This window comes from Albimonas pacifica (assembly GCF_900113695.1).
GTDB lineage: Bacteria > Pseudomonadota > Alphaproteobacteria > Rhodobacterales > Rhodobacteraceae > Albimonas > Albimonas pacifica.
The window spans coordinates 78,870-97,742 of the sequence record NZ_FOQH01000010.1 but is presented as its reverse complement, the minus strand read 5'-3'; the positions used below and the strand labels follow the sequence as shown (position 1 = coordinate 97,742).

Sequence of the window (18,873 nt, the reverse complement as noted above, 5' to 3'; positions counted from 1 at the left end):
GGCGCCGGAATGAACGTCTTCGACCAGGTGAAGCGGCCCGGGGACGGGTCGGTCTGGATCACCGGCGCCTCGGGCGGCATCGGGCGGGCGCTGACGCTGGAGCTCGCCTCGCGCGGGTGGACGGTGCACGCCACCGCCCGCTCGGCCGAGAAGCTGGAGGCGCTGGCGGTGGTCGCGGGGCCGGGACGGGTGATCCCGCGGCCCGCCGACGTGACCGACCCCGAGGCGATGGTCCGCGTGGTCGAGGCGATCGAGGCCGAGGGCCCGCTGGCGCTGGCGATCCTGAACGCCGGCGTCTACCTGCCGATGCGCGCGCAGGATTTCGATGCGGCCAAGGCCCGCAAGACCTTCGACGTGAACCTGGGCGGGGTGGTCAACGCGCTGGACCCGGCGATGAAGGCGATGATTGCGCGCGGCTCGGGGCACCTGGCCATCACCGCCTCGGTGGCGGGCTACGGGGGGCTGCCGCAGGCGGCCGCCTATTCCGCCAGCAAGGCCGGGCTGATCGCGATGGCCGAGAGCTTGGCGCTGGACCTGATGGACCTGGGCGTGCGGATCTCGGTGATCAACCCGGGCTTCGTCGAGACCGAGGCGACCTCGGTCAACGACTTCGAGATGCCGTTCCTGATGCAGCCGCAGGAGGCGGCGACACGGATCGCCGACGGTCTCGCCCGCCCGGGGTTCGAGATCGCCTTCCCGCGCCGCTTCGCCTGGTTCCTGCGGATCCTGAACCGGCTGCCCAACCAGCTCTATTTCAAGGCCTGGCGTCGCCTGACCGCCTGACGGGGCGGGGCCCCGCCTGCGGCGGGGGCGCCGCGACGACGGTTGCGCGCGGGGCCCGGTCCCGCCCGCGGCGCGGGTCGGCCGTCGCGCCCGGGGCCACGGCCGCCTGCCAGCGCCGGGGTCGCCCCGCGCCGCGGTCGCGACGCCGCCGCCGGCGCGCCGGACGACGCGGCGCCGCGCGCGACCGCCGGCCCTGCAAGGCGCCCGGATCGGCGGGCCGCCCGCCCGAGGCGGCCCTCGCCCCCCGCGCGCCGCCGGCCCCGCGCCGCGGGCGGAACCAGGCCGCAGGCGACACCGCCGACGCGGCGCTCCGGCGGGCGCCGGCGGAGCCGGGCGCCAGGAGATCGCGCGCCGCGCGCCCCCGGCGCGCCTCGCCGCCGGGCGCGTCTGCCGCCCTGCGCCGCGGGCGGGACCGGGCCGCAGGCGCGACGGCCGACGCGGCGCCCGCGGGGCAGGGGCTCAGTGGTCGGGGCGGTTCTTCTCGAAGGCGGCCTGCTGATCGGGGGCGGCCTCGGTCTGGTGGCGGGCGCGCCACTCGTCGTAGGGCATGCCGTAGACGATCTCGCGGCCCTCGTCCTTCGACATTTCCAGCCCCCGCTCGGCGGCGGCCTCCTGGTACCAGCGGCTGAGGCAGTTGCGGCAGAAGCCGGCGAGGTTCATCAGGTCGATGTTCTGCACGTCCGTCCGCGCGCGCAGGTGATCGCGCAGGCGGCGGAAGGCGGCGGCTTCGAGCTCGATGCGGGTGGCGTCGTCCATGGGATCCTCCGGGGCTCCGCGGCTGTCGCTTCCGATCTAGGCGCCCGCGCGCATCCGGTCCAGCGCCCGGGTCAGGATCGGGGCCAGGCGCTCGGCCCAGATCGCCTCGCCCTGGGCGTCGGCGATCAGGTCGTTGCGCACCTCGATCAGCGCGTTGGGCAGGCCCCGGCAGGTGCCGTGCGTCCACATGCAGTCGCCCGCGAGCGCGCCGGTGTAGGGCTCGTTGTCGCCGATCACCAGGTCCGGCTCCTCGCGCAGGATCTCCATCAGCGGCAGCGGCAGGCGGCCGTCCTCGTCCCACAGCACGCCGACGTGCCAGGGCCGCGGCGGGCGGCCGCGGAACTGCTTGGTGAAGGAATGCATCGAGATCAGCGCCGGCCGCACGCCCTGCGCTTCGGCCCGGTCGATCTGCGCCCGGATCGCGTCGTGATAGGGCCGGTGCCAGGCGTCGAGCCGGGCCTGCGTCTCCTCAGGCCCCACCCCGCGGTTCGCCGGGATCACCGAGCCGTCGTTGAGCTTCATGATCAGCGTGGGATCGTCCTCGCCCCGGTTGGGGTCGATCACCAGCCGCGAGAAGGTCGAGAGCACCGCCGGGAACCCCAGCCGGGCCGCCAGCCGCAGGGTCAGCCCGCGCGCGCCCACGTCGTAGGCGATGTGGCGCGCCATGTCCTCGGCCGGCAGGCCCAGGTCGCCGCCGTTCACCTCCGCCGGCACCGTGTTGGCGGCATGGTCGCACAGCAGCAGCGCCGAGGGATCGCCGTCGGGATTGACCAGCTCGAAGGCGGGCATGGAGGGCATGGGAACTCCGGTCCGGGGGAACGCGCGAGAGCATAGGCGCCCCCGCCGGCGTGGCAAGGGAAGCGCCGTCGCCCCCCTTGACCCCGGCCGCCGCGCGGCGTTCCCTCGACCCGCGAACGGAGGCCGCCCATGACCGAACCCGCCCCCCAGGACCCCGCGAGATCCCGCCCCGGCTACGAGGACGAGACGGCCGAGCGCCTGGTCGCCCCCGCCGCCCTGCGCAACGCCGGCCCGATCGCGGAGATGCTGACGCAGGTCCTGGCCGACGAGGCCGGCCCCCTGCTCGAGATCGGCGCCGGCCCCGGCCAGCACGCCGTGGCGGGGGCCGAGGCCCTGCCCCGGATCACCTGGATCCCGTCGGACCCCGATCCGCTGCACCTCAAGTCCATCCGCGCCTGGCGGGCGCATGCGGGGCTGGCGAACCTCGCCGAGCCGATGCGCCTCGACGCCACCGACGACTGGGCGGCGGCGACGGCGCTGAGCCACGGCCCGCTGCGCGCCGTGTTCTGCGCCAACGTGATCCACATCGCCCCCTGGCGGGTGGCCGAGGGCCTGGTCGCCGGCGCCGCGCGGGCGCTGGGCGGGGGCGGCCGGCTGATCCTCTACGGCCCGTTCCTGGAGACCGAGGGCGCCGCCCCCTCCAACCTCGCCTTCCACCGCTCCCTGCAGGAGCGGGACCCGGAGTGGGGCGTGCGCCCGCTGGCCGACGTGGTGGCGCTCGCGGCGCTCCACCAACTGGCGCTGGAGCGGCGGATCGAGATGCCGGCCAACAACCTGGCGCTGGTGTTCCGGCGCTGACGCCCGCCGCCGGCCGATCCCGCGAGGCGCGACGCCTGGCGTGAAGCGCGCCCCGGGCTCGACCCGGGGCCACGCCGCCGCCCGCAGCCCCGCACCCGCCCGCCGGCGCGCCGCCCCCGGTCCGCCGGGGTGGGCGGGCGGGAGGCGGGCCGGGGGCGGCGCGACGGCGCGCCCCGCGCGCGCGCCGTCGTCCTCCCGGCGCTCCTCAGGCCACGGGCCCAGGCCCGCCCGCAGGGCGCCTCCGGGCCCGGTCGCCCGTCCCGTCCCGCGATCGCCACGCGCGGGCTTGGCGCCGCGGCCGGGCGGGCGTAGCCTCGGCCCCATGACCGAACGATCCTGGCACGACATGGGCGGCCTGCCCGCCGGGGAGATGGACTTCTCCCAGCACGACTTCGCCCTGTGGGAGAAGCGCGTCGACGCGCTGATGACGCTCGCCACCTCCCGGGGCATGTTCACCGTCGACGGCCTGCGCCGGGTGCTCGAGGACATGGGCCCCGAGGCCTTCGAGACCCTGACCTACTACGAGCGCTGGATCGAATCGGTGACCCGCAACCTGGTCGAGGCCGGCGCCTTCACCCCCGCCGAGCTCGCCGAGAAGCTCGCCCAGGTGAAGGCCCGGGGCGCGACCTACGGCGAGGCCTCGCTGGGGGCCTCCGATGGCTGAGCGGGTCCGGGTCAAGGACTGGCGGCCCAGGGGGTTCCACCTGCGCACGCCGTGGTATCTGCGCGGCAAGACCGGCGTGATCGAGCGGCGGCTGGGCGAGTTCGGCAACCCCGAGCAGCTCGCCTACGGCCTGCCCGCCGAGAAGAAGCCCCTGCTGCGGGTCCGCTTCACCATGCGCGAGATCTGGGGCGACGCCGCCGAGCGCCCCGACGACACGCTCGACGCCGAGATCTACGCCCACTGGCTCGAGCCGGTCGCGGACGCGGAGACGACCGATGCCCCATGACCATCACGACCATGACCACGGGCACGGGCACGGGCATGCGCATCATTCCCACGAGGGGATGAGCCCCTCGGGCCACCCCTACCGCGCCGACCAGGACGCGCCGCTGACCGACGCCCAGGCGCTGGAGATCGCGGTGCGCGAGCTGCTGGTCGAGAAGGGAATCGTCACCGAGGCCCAGATCGCCGAGGCGATCGCGCGGATGGACGCCCGCTCGCCGGCCATGGGCGCGAAGGTGGTGGCCCGCGCCTGGACGGACCCCGCCTACAAGGCCCGCCTGCTCGCCGACGGCTCGGCCGCGGCGCGCGAGCTCGGGGCCGACATCGACGCGCTGAAGCTGGTGGTGGTCGAGAACGACGCCGCCACCCACAACGTCATCGTCTGCACGCTGTGCTCGTGCTACCCGCGCACCCTGCTGGGCCTGCCGCCGGACTGGTACAAGCAGCGCGCCTACCGCTCCCGCGTGGTGATCGAGCCGCGGCGGGTGCTCTCGGAATTCGGCCTCGACCTGCCGGACGAGGTGGCGGTGCGGGTCCACGATTCGACCGCCGACATGCGCTACCTGGTGCTGCCCGCGCGGCCCCAGGGGACCGAGGGCTGGTCGGAGGAGCGGCTCGCCGCCCTCGTCGACCGCGATTCGATGATCGGCGTGGCGGTCCCCCGCCTGCCCGCCGGGGACGAGGCGGCCGCCGCCGGATGACCCGCCCGACCCGGCTTCCGCCCGCGGCCCGCCGCCGGCCGCACGGCCGTCCCCTGCGCCGGGACGCCGCCCGAAGATGACCACGCCAGCCGCTCCGGGGGCCGACGCGCGGGCCTCGGAGCTGCGCGGGATCCTCCTCTACATCGGCGCGCTGGTGTTCTTCACCACCATGGACGTGGTGGCCAAGTGGCTGGTCGAGCGTCACGATCCGGTGATGGTCGTCTGGGCCCGCTACGCCAGCCAGGCGTTCTGGGCCTTCGTGCTGCTGGCCCCGCGGCTGGGCCGGATCGCGCGGACTTCGCGCCCCGGCCTGCACGCGATCCGCGCCCTGCTGCCCTTCGGGGCCACCATGTGCTTCTTCTCGGCCCTGCAGACCATGCAGATCGCCGAGGCGGTGGCGATCTTCGAGGTCGCGCCGCTGTTCATCACCATCCTCGCCTTCTTCCTCCTGAAGGAGAAGGTCGGCCCCCGCCGCTGGACCGGGGTCGCCATCGGCTTCGTCGGCGCGATGATCATCATCCGCCCCGGGACCGAGGTCTTCACCCCCGCCATGGCGCTGCCGATGGCGGCGGCGTTCTTCTACGCCTCCTACGCCATCGCCACCCGCTGGCTGAGCGACGAGGAAAGCCCCTGGACCCCGTTCTTCTACACGGCCGTGGGCGGCGCGGTCTGCGCCTCGCTGGTCGTGCCCTTCCACTGGTCCACGCCGTCGTGGCAGGACGGGCTGGTGATGGCCGTGTTCGGGGTGATCGGAGGGGCGGGGCAGATGCTGATGATCCTGGCGCTGCGCAGCGCCTCCGCCTCGACGGTGGCGCCGATCAGCTACCTCGGCCTGGTGTTCTCGGCGATCTGGGGCCTGCTGATCTTCTCCGAGTTCCCCGACGGCTGGACGGTGGTCGGGGCGGTGGTGGTGGTCGGCGCCGGCCTCTACGTGTGGTGGCGCGAGCGGGTGCGCGCGGAGCAAGGCTCATGAGCCGCGCGCGTCCCCTGCATCGGCGGATCCTGGACCGGATCGAGATGGGGGCGGCGCGGCTGCTGCAGGCGATCGCGCTGGCCCTGCCGGGCGAGGCCTGGGCCGAGGCGGCGGGACGGGCGATCGGGCCGCTGTGGCCCGGGGTGGTGAAGCGGGTGGCCGACAACCTGGCCCTGGTGCGCCCGGACGCGAGCCGCGCCGAGGCGCGCGCCCTGACCGCAGGGGTCTGCGGCCAGTTCGCCCGCCTGGCGGTGGAATACCTCGACCTGCACCGCATCGCCGCCGACCGCGGGCGGCTGGAGATCGAGGACGCGGGCTCCCTGCTGGCGGCGCTGGAGGCGGGACGCGGGGTGGTGCTGGTCACCGGCCATTTCGGCTGCTGGGAGGCGGTGCGCCTGGCGGTGCGCCGCGCCTCGGCCGAGGCGGGGCCGCAGGCCGGGGGGGCGCGCGACTGCGCGCTGATCTACCGGGCCTTCAACAACCCGCTGTTCGACGCCTGGTCGCAGACGGTGATCGCCCACGCCGGCACGCCGGTGCTGCACAAGGGGCGCGAGGGCACCCGCGCGCTGCTGCGCCACGTGGCGCGCAAGGGGGTGGCGCTGATCCTGGTGGACCAGCGGCAGACCGGCTCGCCGCTGCTCCCCTTCCTGGGGCGCGAGGCGGAGACGGCGCTCGCCGCCGCCGAGCTGGCGCTGCGCTTCGACGCGGCGCTGATCCCGGCGCGGGGGCTGCGGCTGCCGGACGGCCGCTTCTCGGTGCGCTTCGAGCCGGAGATCGCGCGCTCGGACGCGCCGACGATGATGGCCGAGGTCAACGCCCGCATCGGCGCCTGGATCGAGGCCTGGCCCGAGCAGTGGTTCTGGCTGCACCGCCGCTGGAAGACCCGCCCGCGGGGCGAGCGGATCCGCGCCGCCCGCGGCGAGACCGGCTGACCGCCGCTTCCCGGGCGCGCCAAGCGCGCCGCGGCGGAGGGGCCGCCGGCTCCTGCCCCGGACCGCGCCCCGGCCAGGATCAGGGTCAGGCGCGGCCCCGCCAGGCCCGCCCGCAGGGTGCCTCCGGGCCCGGAGGCGCCCTGCGGGCGGGCTTGTCCGTCGCGCGCGGGGGGAGGGCGTCGCGGCGCCGGCGCTCAGCGTCCGAGGCGGGCGGCGGCCAGCACCGGGCCGACGTAGCCCTGCTGGAGGATCACCGCGACGCCGGCTTCGGGCGCCTCGCCCGAGGGGGCGGGGGCGGCGTAGACCGCCTCCTGCGTCCCGTCCCAGCGGCCGAGCTTCATCCAGGAGCGGGCGACGTTGCGGTACTGCACCTCCCGGCCGGCGTTCTCGCCCTTGGGGATCAGGATCGGCGCCGGGGTGTGGAAGGTCACGAACCACAACACCCCGCCCGGGGCGCCGGCGACCAGCGGGCGCACGCGCACCTCGAGCCCCTCGCCCGCCTCCCGGATCGAGATCGCGGCCACGCGCGGCGCCTCGGCGGCGTCCGCGACGGCGGCCAGCACCTTGTCGCGGTGCGAACCGACCATGCGCGCGTCCCCCTGCACGATGATCTGCGGCGTGTAGACCGAGCGCGCGCCCGCCGCCTCGCCATAGGCCACCTGGCGCTTGGTGAAGGCGGGCATCGCGAAGGCGTCCTTCCAGCCGAGGTAGTCCCAGTAGTCGACATGCAGCGACAGGGCGAGCACGTCGGGGCGGGCGGCGAGCTCGGCCAGCAGCTCGTCCGCCGGCGGGCAGGAGGAGCAGCCCTGCGAGGTGAACAGCTCGACCACCGTCAGCGGGGCCGGGGGCTCCTCGGCCGGGGCCGGGGCGGGGGCGAGCAGGGCCGGGAGCGCGAGCAGCGCCGGCGCGAGGGGCAGGGCCGCGGCGACGGCGCGGCGGATCGACCGCAGGACCCGGCCGGGCGCCGCGCGGGTGGCGGCGTCGGGACGGTCGGGACGGCGGGATCGGGCGCGCATTCGGAACCTCCGGTGGGACACGGGCGTGACCGTAGACCTGCCGGCGGAGGGCGGCGAGTCAACCCTGCGAGAGGGCGTGCGAGCGCGGATCGGGGCGCCGGCGCGCAGCAGGGCGGTCCGGGGCCCTGCGCCCCGGGCCCGGCGGCGCGCCGGCGGGGCGTCAGTGCAGCACGATCTCGTGGTTTCGGTAACGGACCTCGCGCGGGCCGAGGAGGCGGGCGTGAGACAGGCGGACGGAGTGGAGGGGGCCGTCCAGCTCCCGCGTCCAGAAGTCGAGGAACTCCCTCAGGCGCGGGAAGTCGGGGGCGAGATCGTAGTCCTGCCAGAGGTAGGTCTGGATCAGGGACCGCGCGTCGGGCATGCGGTAGTAGATCTCGGCGGTGGCGAGCGACCAGCCTTCGAGCTGGCGGCGGAAGTCGGGATCGACCTTTGGCGTCATCTGGGCTCCTGCGTCGGCGTCTCCTTCATCGACTTGCGCCGGGGCTCCGGCGTGCGTCGCGGCACGGGCCCGGAGGGGGCGGTGTCGTCATCCTGTCATCGACCCCGGCGCGCGATCCAGCGAATTCTGCGGCGCAAGGCGCGCCCGGCGCGCGCCGGGCGGCGGCGGCCGCGCGAACGGCGCGCCGGGCGCGTCCCGGCAGGGGCCGCCCGCAAGGGCGACGGATGATCTCGGGCGCCGCCGGTCCCCGAGGACCGGCGCGCAATGGCGGGGCCCGAGGCCCCTCGGGCGGCCGTGCCGGCGGCCTGCCCCGGCGGCCGACGCCGGCGGCCGCCCGGGACCGCTGAGACGCAGCGCGCGCCTCGGGCCGCGCAGGCGCAGCGCGCGCCTTGGGCCGTGGAGGCGCAGCGGGCGCCTTGGACCGCTCCGTCGCCGCCGCCTCGAGAGAGGGCCTGGCGCGAGGGCCGTCGCAAGCGACCCGCTCCGCCAGATCTTGCGCAGCTCGGAAGGCGGCGGCCGCCCCGGCGGGGGGGCGGCGGCGATGGGGTCAGGCGGCGCGGCGGCCGCGGTCGGCCTCGAAGACGAAGCGGCCGACCAGGTCGGAAAGCTCGGCGATCTCGGCGCGCAGCTCGCGCACGGCGGAGGCGGCGCGCTCGGCGGCGGCGGCGTTCTCCTGCGTGGCGCCGTCGAGCTGGCTGACCGCCACGTTGACCTCGGAGACGCCCTGCGACTGCTCGCGCCCGGCGGTGGCGATGGCGCCGATCACCCGGGCCAGGTCGTCGATCCCGCCGGTGATCTGGCCCAGCGATTCGCCGGTCCGCTGCACCAGGCGCACGCCCTCGCCGACGTGGCCCGCGCTCTCCTGGATCAGGCCGGCGATGTCCTTGGCGGCGTCCGAGCTGCGCTGCGCGAGCGTGCGCACCTCGGCGGCGACGACGGCGAAGCCCTTGCCGGCCTCGCCCGCGCGGGCGGCCTCGACCGCCGCGTTCAGGGCCAGGAGGTTGGTCTGGAAGGCGATCGAATCGATCACCGAGATGATGTCGGAGATCTTCGAGGCGCTCTCCTCGATCCGGCCCACGGCCGAGACCGCCTCGCGCGCCGCGCCCTCGCCGGTGGCGGTGCGCCGGGTGATCTCGGCGGCGAGCGCCTCCGCCTCGCCCAGGCGCTCGGCGGAGGAGGCGACGGTCGAGGAGATCTCCTCCATCGTCGCGGCGGTCTCCTCCAGCGAGGCGGCCTGGCTCTCGGCCCGGCCGGCCACCGCGTCGGCGCTGCGCTCGATGTCGTCGGAGGCCGCGCGCGCCCGATCCACCGCCGAGGCGATGCCCCCCGCCAGTTCCGCGAGCTGCTCCGCGGTGCGGCCCAGACGGGACTGGATCACGCCGAAGCGGCCGACGCGGGCCGCGCCGCGCTTCGCGGTCAGGTCGCCGTCGGCCAGCGCGCCCAGGCGCGTCTCCAGCTCGTCGAAGACCTGGTCGAGCTCGCCATAGAGCCGGTTCAGACCGTCGGCGAGGCGCTGCAGGACGGGCTCCTCGATCCGCTCGGCGATGCGGCCGGAGAAGTCGCCGGCCACGCCCTGGTCCACCAGCTCGCGGAACAGGCGGTCCATCATCGCGGCGGTGCGCTCGCGGCGCGCCTGGTCGTCGCGCTCGGCCTGCAGCCGCTCGGCCTGGGCGTCGCGGGCGGCCTCGGCCTCGGCGCGGGCGTGCTCCTGCGCGGCGGCGGAGGCCCGGTCGAGGCGCACCTGCTCCTGCGCCATCACAGAGAGCAGCGCCGTCTCCAGCGCCACGACCCAGGCGTGGAACAGGGTGCGGGAGAGGTCGCCGCCGCCGGGGAACAGCAGCGCGGGCACGGCGACGCTCAGCGACAGGTGGTGGAGCGCGATGGCCCCGGCCGCGGCCAGCAGCGCGGTCAGGTCGGTCATCGCGCCGACGAAGGCGAGCACGGCGAAGAAATACAGGTGGGCGTCGACCTGCCAGGGGTGTCCGGCGAGACCGCCGACGAACAGCGCGGACTGGCCGATCAGCGCCGTCGCCAGGGCGATGCGGCCGAGGCGCGCGTCGGCGCGGGCCACGCCCTCGGCCAGCAGGCACAGCGCCAGCGACAGGCCCGCGATCCACAGCGCCGGCCCGCCGGTCGCGAGCATGATCGCCGAGAGCACCGGCAGGTGCATCCAGTTGAACCAGCCGAGCGCGCGCGCCATGCGGCGGCGGCTTTCGGCAAGCCCTCCCTCGCCGGCGAGGAAGGGGATCGCGAAGGCGGCCGCCTGCGCGGCGGTCGGGGCGGGGGGTCGGGTCATCCGGAAGCTCCGCAGATTTCGGCCAGCCGTCGGCCGTCGAGGACGAGCCAGGCGCCCGCCGCCCTCAGCCGATGGGCGAAGTCGGGGCCGGGTCCTGCGGCGAGGGCCGCCATCGGGGCGGGGAAGGGCGCGATCGCCCGCCCCCCGGCGCGCGCGAGGAGGGCGTCGAGGTCGACCCAGGGCGGGGCGACCGCGAGCAGGGGGGCGCCGGCGGGCGCCTCGGCCCCGGCGCGGGCGGCGATCAGCGCCGCGGCCGGCCCGCCCAGGCCCGCGGCCAGCCCCAGCGCCGCCAGCCCCAGCCAGGCCGCGGCGCGCGCGGGCGGGGCGCCGGCGGGCGTCCCGCCGACGGCCGGCGCCGGGGCGGGCGCCATGGCGTGCGGGGCGGCGCTGGCCGGGGCGGCCCGCGCGGCGGGATCGGGGAGGGGGACAGGGACGACTCGGGGCATCGGCATATCCGGCGCAGTTCGCGCCCGTCATCGCCGGCCGGGGTGAAGAACCTGCTAACGCGGCCCCCCCGGGCGCGCCCGTCGCCGTCGACGGGGACGCAGGGCGGGGCGGTCGCGGCCGCGCAGCGGACGCGCCGGGGCGCCCGCGTCCCCGCGCCCGCCGGCATGCGAAAAGGGCCGCCCCCGTGCGGAGGCGGCCCCTTCCAGACCCGAAGGCCGATCGATCAGGCCGCGCGGGCCAGGTTGCGCAGCACGTAGTGCAGCACGCCGCCGTTCTCGACGTATTCGATCTCGACCTCGGTATCGATCCGGCACAGCAGGTCGACGTCCACGGTCGAGCCGTCCGCCCTGGTGATCTTCGCCGTCACCGTCTGGCGCGGCTTCACCGCGGTCAGGCCGGGGATCGACACCGTCTCCTCGCCGGTCAGGCCCAGGCTGTCGCGGGTCTGGCCGCCGGTGAACTCGAACGGGATCACGCCCATGCCGACCAGGTTCGAGCGGTGGATGCGCTCGAAGCTCTCGGCGATGACCGCCTTCACGCCCAGCAGGGCCGTGCCCTTCGCCGCCCAGTCGCGCGACGAGCCGGTGCCGTACTCCTTGCCCGCGATGACCACGAGCGGCACGCCCTTCTCCTCCCACGCCATGGCGGCGTCGTAGATCGAGGTCGTCTCGCCGTCGGGACCCTTGGTGTAGCCGCCCTCGACGCCCGGAACCATCTGGTTGCGGATGCGGATGTTGGCGAAGGTGCCGCGCATCATCACTTCGTGGTTCCCGCGGCGCGAGCCGTAGGAGTTGAAGTCACGCACCGGAACCTGGTGGTCCAGCAGGTACTTGCCCGCCGGATGGTCCGACTTGAACGAGCCCGCCGGCGAGATGTGGTCGGTGGTCACCGAGTCGCCGAGCACCGCGAGGATCTTCGCGCCCTCGATGTCCTCGATCTTGCCGGGCTCCATCCCCATGCCCTTGAAGTAGGGCGGGTTCTGCACGTAGGTCGAGGCGGCCGGCCAGGTGTAGGTCTCGCCCTCCGCGGTCTCGATCTCCTGCCACTTGTCGTCGCCCTTGAAGACGTCGGCGTACTTGGACTGGAAGGCCGAGCGGGTGACGGTCTTCTCCACCAGGTCGGCGATCTCCTTGGCGGTCGGCCAGATGTCCTTGAGGAACACCTCCTTGCCGTCCTTCGACACCCCGATCGGGTCGGTGGTGATGTCGATGTTCATGTCGCCGGCGATCGCGTAGGCCACGACCAGCGGCGGCGAGGCCAGGTAGTTGGCCCGCACGTCGGGGTTCACGCGGCCCTCGAAGTTGCGGTTGCCCGACAGCACCGAGGCGACCACCAGGTCGGCGTCGTTCACCGCCTTGGAGATCTTCTCCGGCAGCGGGCCCGAGTTGCCGATGCAGGTGGTGCAGCCATAGCCGACCAGGTTGAAGCCCAGCGCGTCCAGGTCGTCCTGCACGCCCGCGGCCTCGAGATACTCGGTCACCACCTGGGAGCCCGGCGCCAGCGAGGTCTTCACCCACGGCTTGCGGGTCAGGCCCAGCGCGTTGGCCTTCTGCGCCACCAGCCCGGCCCCGATCATCACGTAGGGGTTCGAGGTGTTGGTGCACGAGGTGATCGCCGCGATCACCACCGAGCCGTCGTGGATCTCGTAGTCCTCGCCCTCGACCTTGGTGGTCTTGCGCGGGTCGGTCGAGCCGTCGGTCGCGGGACCCTCGGCGGCCATCTTCGACGCCTCGGACGAGGCGTCCAGGCCGCGGTAGTCGGCGACGACCTTGTAGAACTCGGGCGCGGCCAGCGACAGCGGCACGCGGTCCTGGGGACGCTTGGGGCCGGCGAGCGAGGGCTCGACGGTGGAGAGGTCCAGCGCGAGGGTCGAGGTGTAGACCGGGTCGTAGCTCTCGTCGCGCCAGAAGCCGTTGGCCTTGGCGTAGGCCTCGACCAGCTTGATGCGGGTCTCGTCGCGGCCGGAGACCTGCAGGTAGCGCAGGGTCTCGTCGTCGATCGGGAAGAAGCCGCAGGTGGCGCCGTACTCGGGCGCCATGTTGGCGATGGTGGCGCGGTCGGCGAGCGGCAGCTCGGCGAGGCCCGAGCCGTAGAATTCGACGAACTTGTTCACCACGCCGTGCTTGCGCAGCATCTGGGTGACGGTCAGCACCAGGTCGGTCGCGGTGACGCCTTCCTTGAGCTTGCCGGTCAGCTTGAAGCCCACGACCTCGGGGATCAGCATCGAGATCGGCTGGCCCAGCATCGCCGCCTCGGCCTCGATGCCGCCCACGCCCCAGCCGAGCACGGCGAGGCCGTTGACCATGGTGGTGTGGCTGTCGGTGCCGACCAGCGTGTCGGGGTAGGCGACGTCCTTGCCGGCCTGGTCTTTATCCGTCCAGACGGTCTGGGCGAGATACTCCAGGTTCACCTGATGGCAGATGCCGGTGCCCGGCGGCACGACGCGGAAGTTGTCGAACGCGCCCTGGCCCCACTTCAGGAACTCGTAACGCTCGCCGTTGCGCTCGTACTCGCGGTCGACGTTCATCTGGAAGGCGCGGGGGTTGCCGAACTCGTCGACCATCACCGAGTGGTCGATGACCAGGTCGACGGGGTTCAGCGGGTTGATCGCCTCGGCCTTGCCGCCCAGCGCCACGACGGCGTCGCGCATGGCGGCGAGGTCGACCACGGCGGGAACGCCGGTGAAGTCCTGCATCAGCACGCGGGCGGGACGGTAGGCGATCTCGCGCGGGTTCTTGCCGCCGTTCGCGGCCCACTCGGCGAAGGCCTTGATGTCGTCGACCGAGACCGTCTTGCCGTCCTCGAACCGCAGCATGTTCTCGAGCACCACCTTCAGCGCGGCGGGGAGCTTCGAGAAGTCGCCGAGGCCCGCCTCGGTGGCGGCGGGAATCGAGTAGTAGGCGATGGTCTGGCCGTCGACCTCGAGTTCGCGGCGGGCGCCCGCGGTGTCCTGTCCGACGATGATCGGCACGTTCGTCTCCTTTGACGCGGGCTGCGCGCAGAGACGTCTCCCCTGGCGGGCGGCTGGCCCGTCGGGGACTCGGTCGCGCGCAGCCGGGGCCTGGCAATCCGGCTTGGTAGGGGAAGCCATACGCGCATTCGCCCCGCATTGCAACGTCTGTATGCAATTGTATGCGGTTTGCGCGGACCGGCCGGCGCGGCGCCCGGGACGGGGGCGGCCCGTCGCGCCCGCTGCGCGGACGCATCCGCCCCGCCCTCCGTCCCCGTCGAGGCGGGCGGGATCCGCACGGGGCCGCGATGGGGGCGCAGGGCGGGCCAGCCGCGGCCGCGCAGCGGACGCGCTGGGGCGCCCGCGCCCGGGCTCAGGCGGTCAGGCTCAGCACATCCGCGCGCCCGGCGGCACGTCCTTGTCCGGCGCGATCAGCACCACGCCGCGGTCGTCGTAGGCGCCCAGCACCAGCACCTCGGAGCGCACCGGCCCGATCTGGCGCGGGGGGAAGTTCACCACCCCCATCACCATCCGTCCGACCAGGCTTTCCGGCGTGTAATGCGCGGTGAGCTGGGCGGAGCTCTTCCGCTCCCCGATCTCGGGGCCGAAGTCCACCCAGAGCTTGATGGCGGGCTTGCGCGCCTCGGGGAACGGCTCGGCGCGCACGATGCGCCCGGCGCGGATGTCGACTTTCAGGAAGTCGTCGAAGCCGATTTCGGGGGAGAGGGGGTCGGGCTGGGTCGACATGGGGCCTCCGGGTCTGGAGGGCCGTTGTCGCAGGCGCGCCCGCAGGGCTCAAGCGGCCGGGCGGGGTCCGGGCGCATGAAAAAGCCGCCCGCAGAGTTCTGCGGGCGGCCAGTGCGCGGGCGGCGGCTCAGGGAGGGACGGTCGCCGCCCGTCGAATTCCGATCCGAGGCTCAGGCCTTGGTGGCCGACATCGCCTTCAGCTCCTCGATCGACGCCTCGATGCGGGCGCGGAGGATCTCGAAAGCCTCGGTGTTGGCCTTCTGGGCGGTCTCGGCCAGCTCGTTGAGCGAGGCGAGCGCCTTCTCGTAGCCGGCCTTCATCAGCTCGACCTGGCGCTGGGCGCCCTCGGCCGAGAGCTGGTCCATCTTCATCTCGGAGGCCTGGAGCTGCAGCGAGCCCATGGTCTCCTCGAACAGCGCGACCTGGCGCTTGAAGATCTCCTGGTAGCCGGCGGCGGCGGCCTTGTTGGCCTCGACCAGGGCTTCCATGTTCTTCTGCTGGACGGCCGACAGGGCCTGCAGGTCGAACATCGGCATCCGGGCCGTCTCGAAGAACTTGGTGAAGTCCTGGGTCTTGAACATCTCGGACATCTTCTCGGCGTCGAAGCCATAGAACTTGTCGAACATCGGGGTCGCTCCTTCGCGGTTTCCTGCGCGTCTGGGCGCTGTGCTCGCGCCCCTTGCATGACCCCCATATGGTGCAACGCACAAAACAAGTCAAGGTTGTTGTGCAGTGCACCATTCGATCCCGCAGGCATGCGTTCCGCCCGGGCAGGCCCCGCCGCGCGGCGGCGCGGGACCCGACGCGCGCCGCTCCCGCAGCCGCGAAGGTCAAGGTTTACAAACCCTTGGCGCGGATCAGGCGGCGACGCGGGGGCGGGGGCGGGTGCGTCCGCGCGCGGCGGCGCGACCCTGCCCTCGGGCGCGAGGGGCTGCGCGCCGGCGCCGCAGGGTCAGCCTTCGCGATGCGGCGCGCGGGGGATGGAATCAGGCTCTCCCGTCATCCCGCAGGGCCGCGCGGCCCGCGCGGCCCGCCCGATCAGCCCGCCAGCTCGCGCGAGCGGGCGGCGGCGGCGGCGACGGCGCGGGTGGCGAGCTCGGTCAGCCCCTCGCCCTCGGCCATCAGCACCGAGAGCGCCGCGGCGGTGGTGCCGCCGGGCGAGGTGACGTTGACGCGAAGCTGTGCGGGATCCTCGGGCGACAGCCGCGCCAGCTCGCCGGCGCCCTGCACGGTGACGCGGGCCAGCCGCGCGGCGAGATCCTGCGGCAGGCCGGCGGCGACGCCCGCGGCCTCCATCGCCTCGATCAGGTGGAAGACGTAGGCGGGGCCCGAGCCCGAGAGCGCCGTCACCGCGTCCATCTGCGATTCGTCCTCGAGGCGCACCGTCTCGCCGACCGCGGCGAGCAGCGTCTCGGCCGCTTCCATCTGCGCCTCGGAGACCCTGGCGTTGCCGATCAGCGCGGTGATCCCGCGGCCCACGGCGGCAGGGGTGTTGGGCATGGCGCGCACGATGGCCGCGCCCTCGCCGAACAGCCTCTCGAAAGCGGAGATCGGGGTGCCGGCGGCGATGGAGACATAAAGCGTCCCGCCCGCGGCGAGGCCCGCGACCTTCGGCGCGGCCTCGCCCATCATCTGCGGCTTCACCGCCAGGATGCAGACGTCGGCCTCGCCCAGGCGCTCCGGGTTCAGCTTCAGCCCCTCGCCCGCCAGCGCCTTCAGCCGGTCGGAGGGATTGGGATCCAGCACGGTGACCGAAGCGGGCGGCAGGCCGGAGGCGAGCCAGCCCTCGAGCATCGCGCCCCCCATCTTGCCGCAGCCCAGCAGGGTCACGCCCCGGGGCGCCAGCGCGGTCAGGTCGGCGGCTTCGGTCATTGGTCTCTCCCTCTCCGGCCGGGCCCCGCGGGGCGCCGGCCGGAAGGGCGCGGCGCGCGGGATCAGGCGCGACCGTAGTTTCCGGAGATGGCGATTTCCAGAGCCTCGTCCGCCCCCGCGCCGCCCCAGCACACCAGCTGGAAGGCGGGGTAGAAGCGTTCGGAGTTCTCGATCGCCGCCCGCATCATCGCGTCGACCTGCCCGCCCGTGGCGCAGCCGCCGCCGGCCATCACCAGGCCGTAGCGGTAGACCATCAGCTTGTGCTCGGGCCACAGGCTGAAGGCCCCGCCCCACATCTGGTCGTTGGCCTTGTCGAGCGCCCTGTAGAGCTCGGGCAGGCGGTCCTTCGGCGGGTCCATGTCGAAGGTCGACACCAGCCGCAGCATGTCGTCGTAGCCCGACCAGGCGAGGCTCACCGAGTAGGTGCGCCAGGCGCCCTCGACGGCCATGGCGATCTGGTCATGCCCCACGCGGTCGAATTCCCACTCGCGGCGCTCGGCGAGCGTCTCGACCAGGTCGATCGGGTGCAGGTCTTCGGTGGATAGATCGTGCTCGAGCGCGTCCATGCCTCTGGCCCCTCCGTTCGTTAGAGCCCCTGCGAGGTGGCCCCCGCTAGGGGCTGAGAGGATGCGTCGTTGTTGGGAACCTGTGCGGCGTCCCTACGAGATATGGTGGAGCAATCGATTCCGCGGCGCCACATGTTTTTTGCAAAAGGCTCGTCAATTCCGCCGCAGGCCCGCAGGGCGGTCTCGCCGCCGCGGGGACGCTCGCGTCACCCGGCCCGGCGGCTGAACCGCGCCCGCCAGGCGGCCGGCGGGGCGCCCACGGCGCGGCGGAAGGCGGCGCGGAAGGTCTCGGGCGAGGCGTAGCCGCATTGCCCGGCGATGGCGTCGAGGGGGAGGTCGGTCGCCTCCAGCAGGTCGCGGGCGCGGGCGACGCGCTCGGCGGCGAGCCAGTCGCGGGGGCTCAGGCCCGCGCCGTCGCGGAAGCGGCGCAGGAAGGTGCGCTCGGACATCGCCGCCTCGCGGGCGAGGTCGGCGACCGCGAGGGGACGGGCGAGGTTGGCGCGTGCCCAGTCCATGGCGCGCGCGACGCCGCGGCCGGGGCGGACGGGGATCGGGGCGGGGACGTATTGCGCCTGGCCGCCCTGGCGGTGGGGCGGGGCCACCAGGCGGCGGGCGACGGCGTTGGCGACCGCGCCGCCGTGGTCGCGGCGCACGAGATGCAGGCAGGCGTCGATCCCGGCCGAGGAGCCGGCCGAGGAGATGATCTCGCCCTCGTCGACATAGAGGACGTCTTCCTCCGCGATCACCTGCGGGTGCAGGCGGCGCAGGACCGGCAGGTGGCGCCAGTGGGTGGTGGCGCGGCGGCCGTCGAGCAGGCCGGCGGCGGCGAGGATGAAGACGCCGGAGCAGATCGAGACCAGGCGGGCGCCCCGGGCGTGAGCCTCGCGGATCGCGTCCAGCAGCGCCTCGGGCGGGCGTTCCTCGCGGTCGCGCCAGCCGGGCAGGACGATGGTGCGGGCGCGGGAGAGGACGGAGAGGTCGCCGTCCGCCTCGACCGTGATCCCGCCCAGCGCGCGCACCCGCGGACCGTCGCAGGAGGCGACGGCGAAGGAATACCACGGGAACTCGAACTCCGGCCGGTCGAGGGCGAAGACCTCGACCGCGAGACCGAATTCGAAGGTGCACAGGCCGTCGTAGACGAGGACGGCGACGAGGTCGGCGGGATCGAGCGGCATTGGCGGATAATGCCCGGACCCTGGCGGGTCCGCCAGTTCCCTTGCGCCCCGGCCTCCGCTCATATCCGCCCGACCCGCCGCGCCCCGCGGCGGCCCAGGACCCCGGAGCCGATCATGAGCCAGCCGTCCCCTTCCGCCGTCGCGGCCGTGCCCGCGGCCCCCTCCGACCGGGCGCTGGCGCATTTCGAGGCGCTGCTGGCCTTCGAGACGGATTGCTGGGACGTCCATGCCGCGATGGCCGCGGGGGCGGCGGATTTCGTGCTGCTGGACGTGCGGGGGCCGGAGCTCTTCGCCGCCGGCCACGTGCCCGGAGCGCTGACCCTGCCCCATGGCAAGATCACCGCGCGGCGGATGGCCGAATGGCCGCAGGAGACGCTCTTCGTCGTCTACTGCGCCGGGCCGCACTGCAACGGGGCCGACAAGGCGGCGGTGCGCCTGGCGCGCCTCGGTCGACCGGTGAAGCGGATGATCGGCGGGGTCGCGGGGTGGCGGGACGAGGGTTTCGCCCTCGCATCCGGAGGTTGATTATTATCCATATAAATACAAATACGAATATTGTATGTGGAAATGTCGTCGCAGGCGCCTGACGTGAGCGTGAATTGGCGAATCCCGCCCCATTCTCGCCATAGTTGGACCGGATGGGAAACCTCGTGGACGGGCGCTCGTGGGGAGCCTCGT

At 74.3% G+C, this 18,873-nt stretch carries 20 protein-coding genes; 8 read left to right on the top strand and 12 right to left on the bottom strand.

The features are described 5' to 3' along the window. Positions 1 to 9 precede the first annotated feature (9 nt). A complete protein-coding gene (locus tag BM064_RS20785; protein ID WP_092863321.1) occupies positions 10 to 783 on the top strand; it encodes an SDR family NAD(P)-dependent oxidoreductase in 774 nt (257 codons plus the stop codon). Between the two features lie 459 nt (positions 784 to 1,242). Here the strand turns inward: BM064_RS20785 and BM064_RS20780 are convergent, their stop codons facing one another. Together BM064_RS20780 and BM064_RS20775 are read right to left on the bottom strand one after the other, a co-directional pair. After that, positions 1,243 to 1,539, bottom strand: coding sequence for a DUF1244 domain-containing protein (locus BM064_RS20780; RefSeq protein ID WP_092863318.1), 297 nt, complete (start codon positions 1,537 to 1,539; stop codon positions 1,243 to 1,245). Between the two features lie 36 nt (positions 1,540 to 1,575). Further along, positions 1,576 to 2,337, bottom strand: coding sequence for an N-formylglutamate amidohydrolase (locus BM064_RS20775; RefSeq protein WP_245779234.1), 762 nt, complete (start codon positions 2,335 to 2,337; stop codon positions 1,576 to 1,578). Between the two features lie 129 nt (positions 2,338 to 2,466). Here BM064_RS20775 and BM064_RS20770 point away from each other — a divergent pair, with 129 nt between their 5' ends. From BM064_RS20770 to BM064_RS20745, 6 genes are all read left to right on the top strand, one after another. Continuing rightward, positions 2,467 to 3,135: a DUF938 domain-containing protein gene (locus tag BM064_RS20770; protein WP_092863315.1), complete on the top strand. Its 669-nt coding sequence runs from the start codon at positions 2,467 to 2,469 to the stop codon at positions 3,133 to 3,135. 322 nt (positions 3,136 to 3,457) lie between these two features. Then, positions 3,458 to 3,799 carry an SH3-like domain-containing protein gene (locus BM064_RS28390; protein WP_281244894.1) on the top strand — a complete coding sequence of 114 codons (342 nt, stop codon included), beginning with the start codon at positions 3,458 to 3,460 and terminating at the stop codon, positions 3,797 to 3,799. Further along, on the top strand, positions 3,792 to 4,085 hold the full coding sequence (locus tag BM064_RS28385; protein WP_092863309.1) for an SH3-like domain-containing protein: 294 nt from the start codon (positions 3,792 to 3,794) through the stop codon (positions 4,083 to 4,085). Before BM064_RS28390 ends, BM064_RS28385 begins: the two co-directional genes overlap by 8 nt. Beyond that, complete coding sequence (nthA, locus tag BM064_RS20755) at positions 4,075 to 4,782, top strand: nitrile hydratase subunit alpha (RefSeq protein ID WP_092863306.1); 708 nt, start codon at positions 4,075 to 4,077, stop codon at positions 4,780 to 4,782. The genes BM064_RS28385 and nthA overlap by 11 nt, the downstream gene beginning before the upstream one ends. Before the next feature lie 76 nt (positions 4,783 to 4,858). Then, positions 4,859 to 5,755: a DMT family transporter gene (locus tag BM064_RS20750; RefSeq protein WP_092863303.1), complete on the top strand. Its 897-nt coding sequence runs from the start codon at positions 4,859 to 4,861 to the stop codon at positions 5,753 to 5,755. Next, positions 5,752 to 6,687: a lysophospholipid acyltransferase family protein gene (locus tag BM064_RS20745; RefSeq protein WP_092863300.1), complete on the top strand. Its 936-nt coding sequence runs from the start codon at positions 5,752 to 5,754 to the stop codon at positions 6,685 to 6,687. The genes BM064_RS20750 and BM064_RS20745 overlap by 4 nt, the downstream gene beginning before the upstream one ends. Before the next feature lie 194 nt (positions 6,688 to 6,881). Here the strand turns inward: BM064_RS20745 and BM064_RS20740 are convergent, their stop codons facing one another. From BM064_RS20740 to ftrA, 10 genes are all read right to left on the bottom strand, one after another. Beyond that, complete coding sequence (locus BM064_RS20740; protein ID WP_092863298.1) at positions 6,882 to 7,703, bottom strand: DUF1223 domain-containing protein; 822 nt, start codon at positions 7,701 to 7,703, stop codon at positions 6,882 to 6,884. Between the two features lie 160 nt (positions 7,704 to 7,863). Further along, positions 7,864 to 8,142 carry an usg protein gene (locus BM064_RS20735; protein WP_092863295.1) on the bottom strand — a complete coding sequence of 93 codons (279 nt, stop codon included), beginning with the start codon at positions 8,140 to 8,142 and terminating at the stop codon, positions 7,864 to 7,866. 547 nt (positions 8,143 to 8,689) lie between these two features. Beyond that, positions 8,690 to 10,438 carry a methyl-accepting chemotaxis protein gene (locus BM064_RS27620; RefSeq protein ID WP_092863292.1) on the bottom strand — a complete coding sequence of 583 codons (1,749 nt, stop codon included), beginning with the start codon at positions 10,436 to 10,438 and terminating at the stop codon, positions 8,690 to 8,692. Further along, complete coding sequence (locus tag BM064_RS20725) at positions 10,435 to 10,884, bottom strand: hypothetical protein (RefSeq protein ID WP_092863289.1); 450 nt, start codon at positions 10,882 to 10,884, stop codon at positions 10,435 to 10,437. The genes BM064_RS27620 and BM064_RS20725 overlap by 4 nt, the downstream gene beginning before the upstream one ends. 224 nt (positions 10,885 to 11,108) lie before the next feature. Next, positions 11,109 to 13,856, bottom strand: a complete 2,748-nt coding sequence (acnA, locus tag BM064_RS20720; RefSeq protein WP_092863286.1) for an aconitate hydratase AcnA — start codon at positions 13,854 to 13,856, stop codon at positions 11,109 to 11,111. A gap of 366 nt (positions 13,857 to 14,222) precedes the next feature. Next, complete coding sequence (locus BM064_RS20715) at positions 14,223 to 14,582, bottom strand: tRNA-binding protein (protein ID WP_092863283.1); 360 nt, start codon at positions 14,580 to 14,582, stop codon at positions 14,223 to 14,225. A 170-nt stretch (positions 14,583 to 14,752) separates the two neighbouring features. Continuing rightward, positions 14,753 to 15,208 (bottom strand): TIGR01841 family phasin, encoded by a 456-nt coding sequence (phaP, locus tag BM064_RS20710; RefSeq protein WP_092863280.1) that lies wholly within the window; start codon positions 15,206 to 15,208, stop codon positions 14,753 to 14,755. Positions 15,209 to 15,620: 412 nt separating this feature from the next. Continuing rightward, the gene (gene proC / locus BM064_RS20705; protein WP_092863277.1) at positions 15,621 to 16,454 is read right to left on the bottom strand and encodes a pyrroline-5-carboxylate reductase; all 834 of its coding nucleotides are present in this window, start codon (positions 16,452 to 16,454) and stop codon (positions 15,621 to 15,623) included. Between the two features lie 62 nt (positions 16,455 to 16,516). Beyond that, positions 16,517 to 17,020: a type III secretion system chaperone family protein gene (locus BM064_RS20700; protein ID WP_092863275.1), complete on the bottom strand. Its 504-nt coding sequence runs from the start codon at positions 17,018 to 17,020 to the stop codon at positions 16,517 to 16,519. A gap of 206 nt (positions 17,021 to 17,226) precedes the next feature. Next, positions 17,227 to 18,195, bottom strand: a complete 969-nt coding sequence (gene ftrA / locus BM064_RS20695; RefSeq protein WP_092863272.1) for a transcriptional regulator FtrA — start codon at positions 18,193 to 18,195, stop codon at positions 17,227 to 17,229. A 114-nt stretch (positions 18,196 to 18,309) separates the two neighbouring features. On the opposite strand from ftrA, the gene BM064_RS20690 reads away from it, so the two are divergent. After that, a complete protein-coding gene (locus BM064_RS20690; RefSeq protein WP_092863269.1) occupies positions 18,310 to 18,720 on the top strand; it encodes a rhodanese-like domain-containing protein in 411 nt (136 codons plus the stop codon). Positions 18,721 to 18,873: the final 153 nt, after the last annotated feature.

What these genes read in the sequence shown, in the direction of transcription:
- BM064_RS20785 (WP_092863321.1), top strand. Translation starts at nt 10, where the DNA reads ATGAACGTCTTCGACCAGGTGAAGCGGCCCGGGGACGGGTCGGTCTGG.
- BM064_RS20780 (WP_092863318.1), bottom strand. Translation starts at nt 1,539, where the DNA reads ATGGACGACGCCACCCGCATCGAGCTCGAAGCCGCCGCCTTCCGCCGC.
- BM064_RS20775 (WP_245779234.1), bottom strand. Translation starts at nt 2,337, where the DNA reads ATGCCCTCCATGCCCGCCTTCGAGCTGGTCAATCCCGACGGCGATCCC.
- BM064_RS20770 (WP_092863315.1), top strand. Translation starts at nt 2,467, where the DNA reads ATGACCGAACCCGCCCCCCAGGACCCCGCGAGATCCCGCCCCGGCTAC.
- BM064_RS28390 (WP_281244894.1), top strand. Translation starts at nt 3,458, where the DNA reads ATGACCGAACGATCCTGGCACGACATGGGCGGCCTGCCCGCCGGGGAG.
- BM064_RS28385 (WP_092863309.1), top strand. Translation starts at nt 3,792, where the DNA reads ATGGCTGAGCGGGTCCGGGTCAAGGACTGGCGGCCCAGGGGGTTCCAC.
- nthA (WP_092863306.1), top strand. Translation starts at nt 4,075, where the DNA reads ATGCCCCATGACCATCACGACCATGACCACGGGCACGGGCACGGGCAT.
- BM064_RS20750 (WP_092863303.1), top strand. Translation starts at nt 4,859, where the DNA reads ATGACCACGCCAGCCGCTCCGGGGGCCGACGCGCGGGCCTCGGAGCTG.
- BM064_RS20745 (WP_092863300.1), top strand. Translation starts at nt 5,752, where the DNA reads ATGAGCCGCGCGCGTCCCCTGCATCGGCGGATCCTGGACCGGATCGAG.
- BM064_RS20740 (WP_092863298.1), bottom strand. Translation starts at nt 7,703, where the DNA reads ATGCGCGCCCGATCCCGCCGTCCCGACCGTCCCGACGCCGCCACCCGC.
- BM064_RS20735 (WP_092863295.1), bottom strand. Translation starts at nt 8,142, where the DNA reads ATGACGCCAAAGGTCGATCCCGACTTCCGCCGCCAGCTCGAAGGCTGG.
- BM064_RS27620 (WP_092863292.1), bottom strand. Translation starts at nt 10,438, where the DNA reads ATGACCCGACCCCCCGCCCCGACCGCCGCGCAGGCGGCCGCCTTCGCG.
- BM064_RS20725 (WP_092863289.1), bottom strand. Translation starts at nt 10,884, where the DNA reads ATGCCCCGAGTCGTCCCTGTCCCCCTCCCCGATCCCGCCGCGCGGGCC.
- BM064_RS20715 (WP_092863283.1), bottom strand. Translation starts at nt 14,582, where the DNA reads ATGTCGACCCAGCCCGACCCCCTCTCCCCCGAAATCGGCTTCGACGAC.
- phaP (WP_092863280.1), bottom strand. Translation starts at nt 15,208, where the DNA reads ATGTTCGACAAGTTCTATGGCTTCGACGCCGAGAAGATGTCCGAGATG.
- proC (WP_092863277.1), bottom strand. Translation starts at nt 16,454, where the DNA reads ATGACCGAAGCCGCCGACCTGACCGCGCTGGCGCCCCGGGGCGTGACC.
- BM064_RS20700 (WP_092863275.1), bottom strand. Translation starts at nt 17,020, where the DNA reads ATGGACGCGCTCGAGCACGATCTATCCACCGAAGACCTGCACCCGATC.
- ftrA (WP_092863272.1), bottom strand. Translation starts at nt 18,195, where the DNA reads ATGCCGCTCGATCCCGCCGACCTCGTCGCCGTCCTCGTCTACGACGGC.
- BM064_RS20690 (WP_092863269.1), top strand. Translation starts at nt 18,310, where the DNA reads ATGAGCCAGCCGTCCCCTTCCGCCGTCGCGGCCGTGCCCGCGGCCCCC.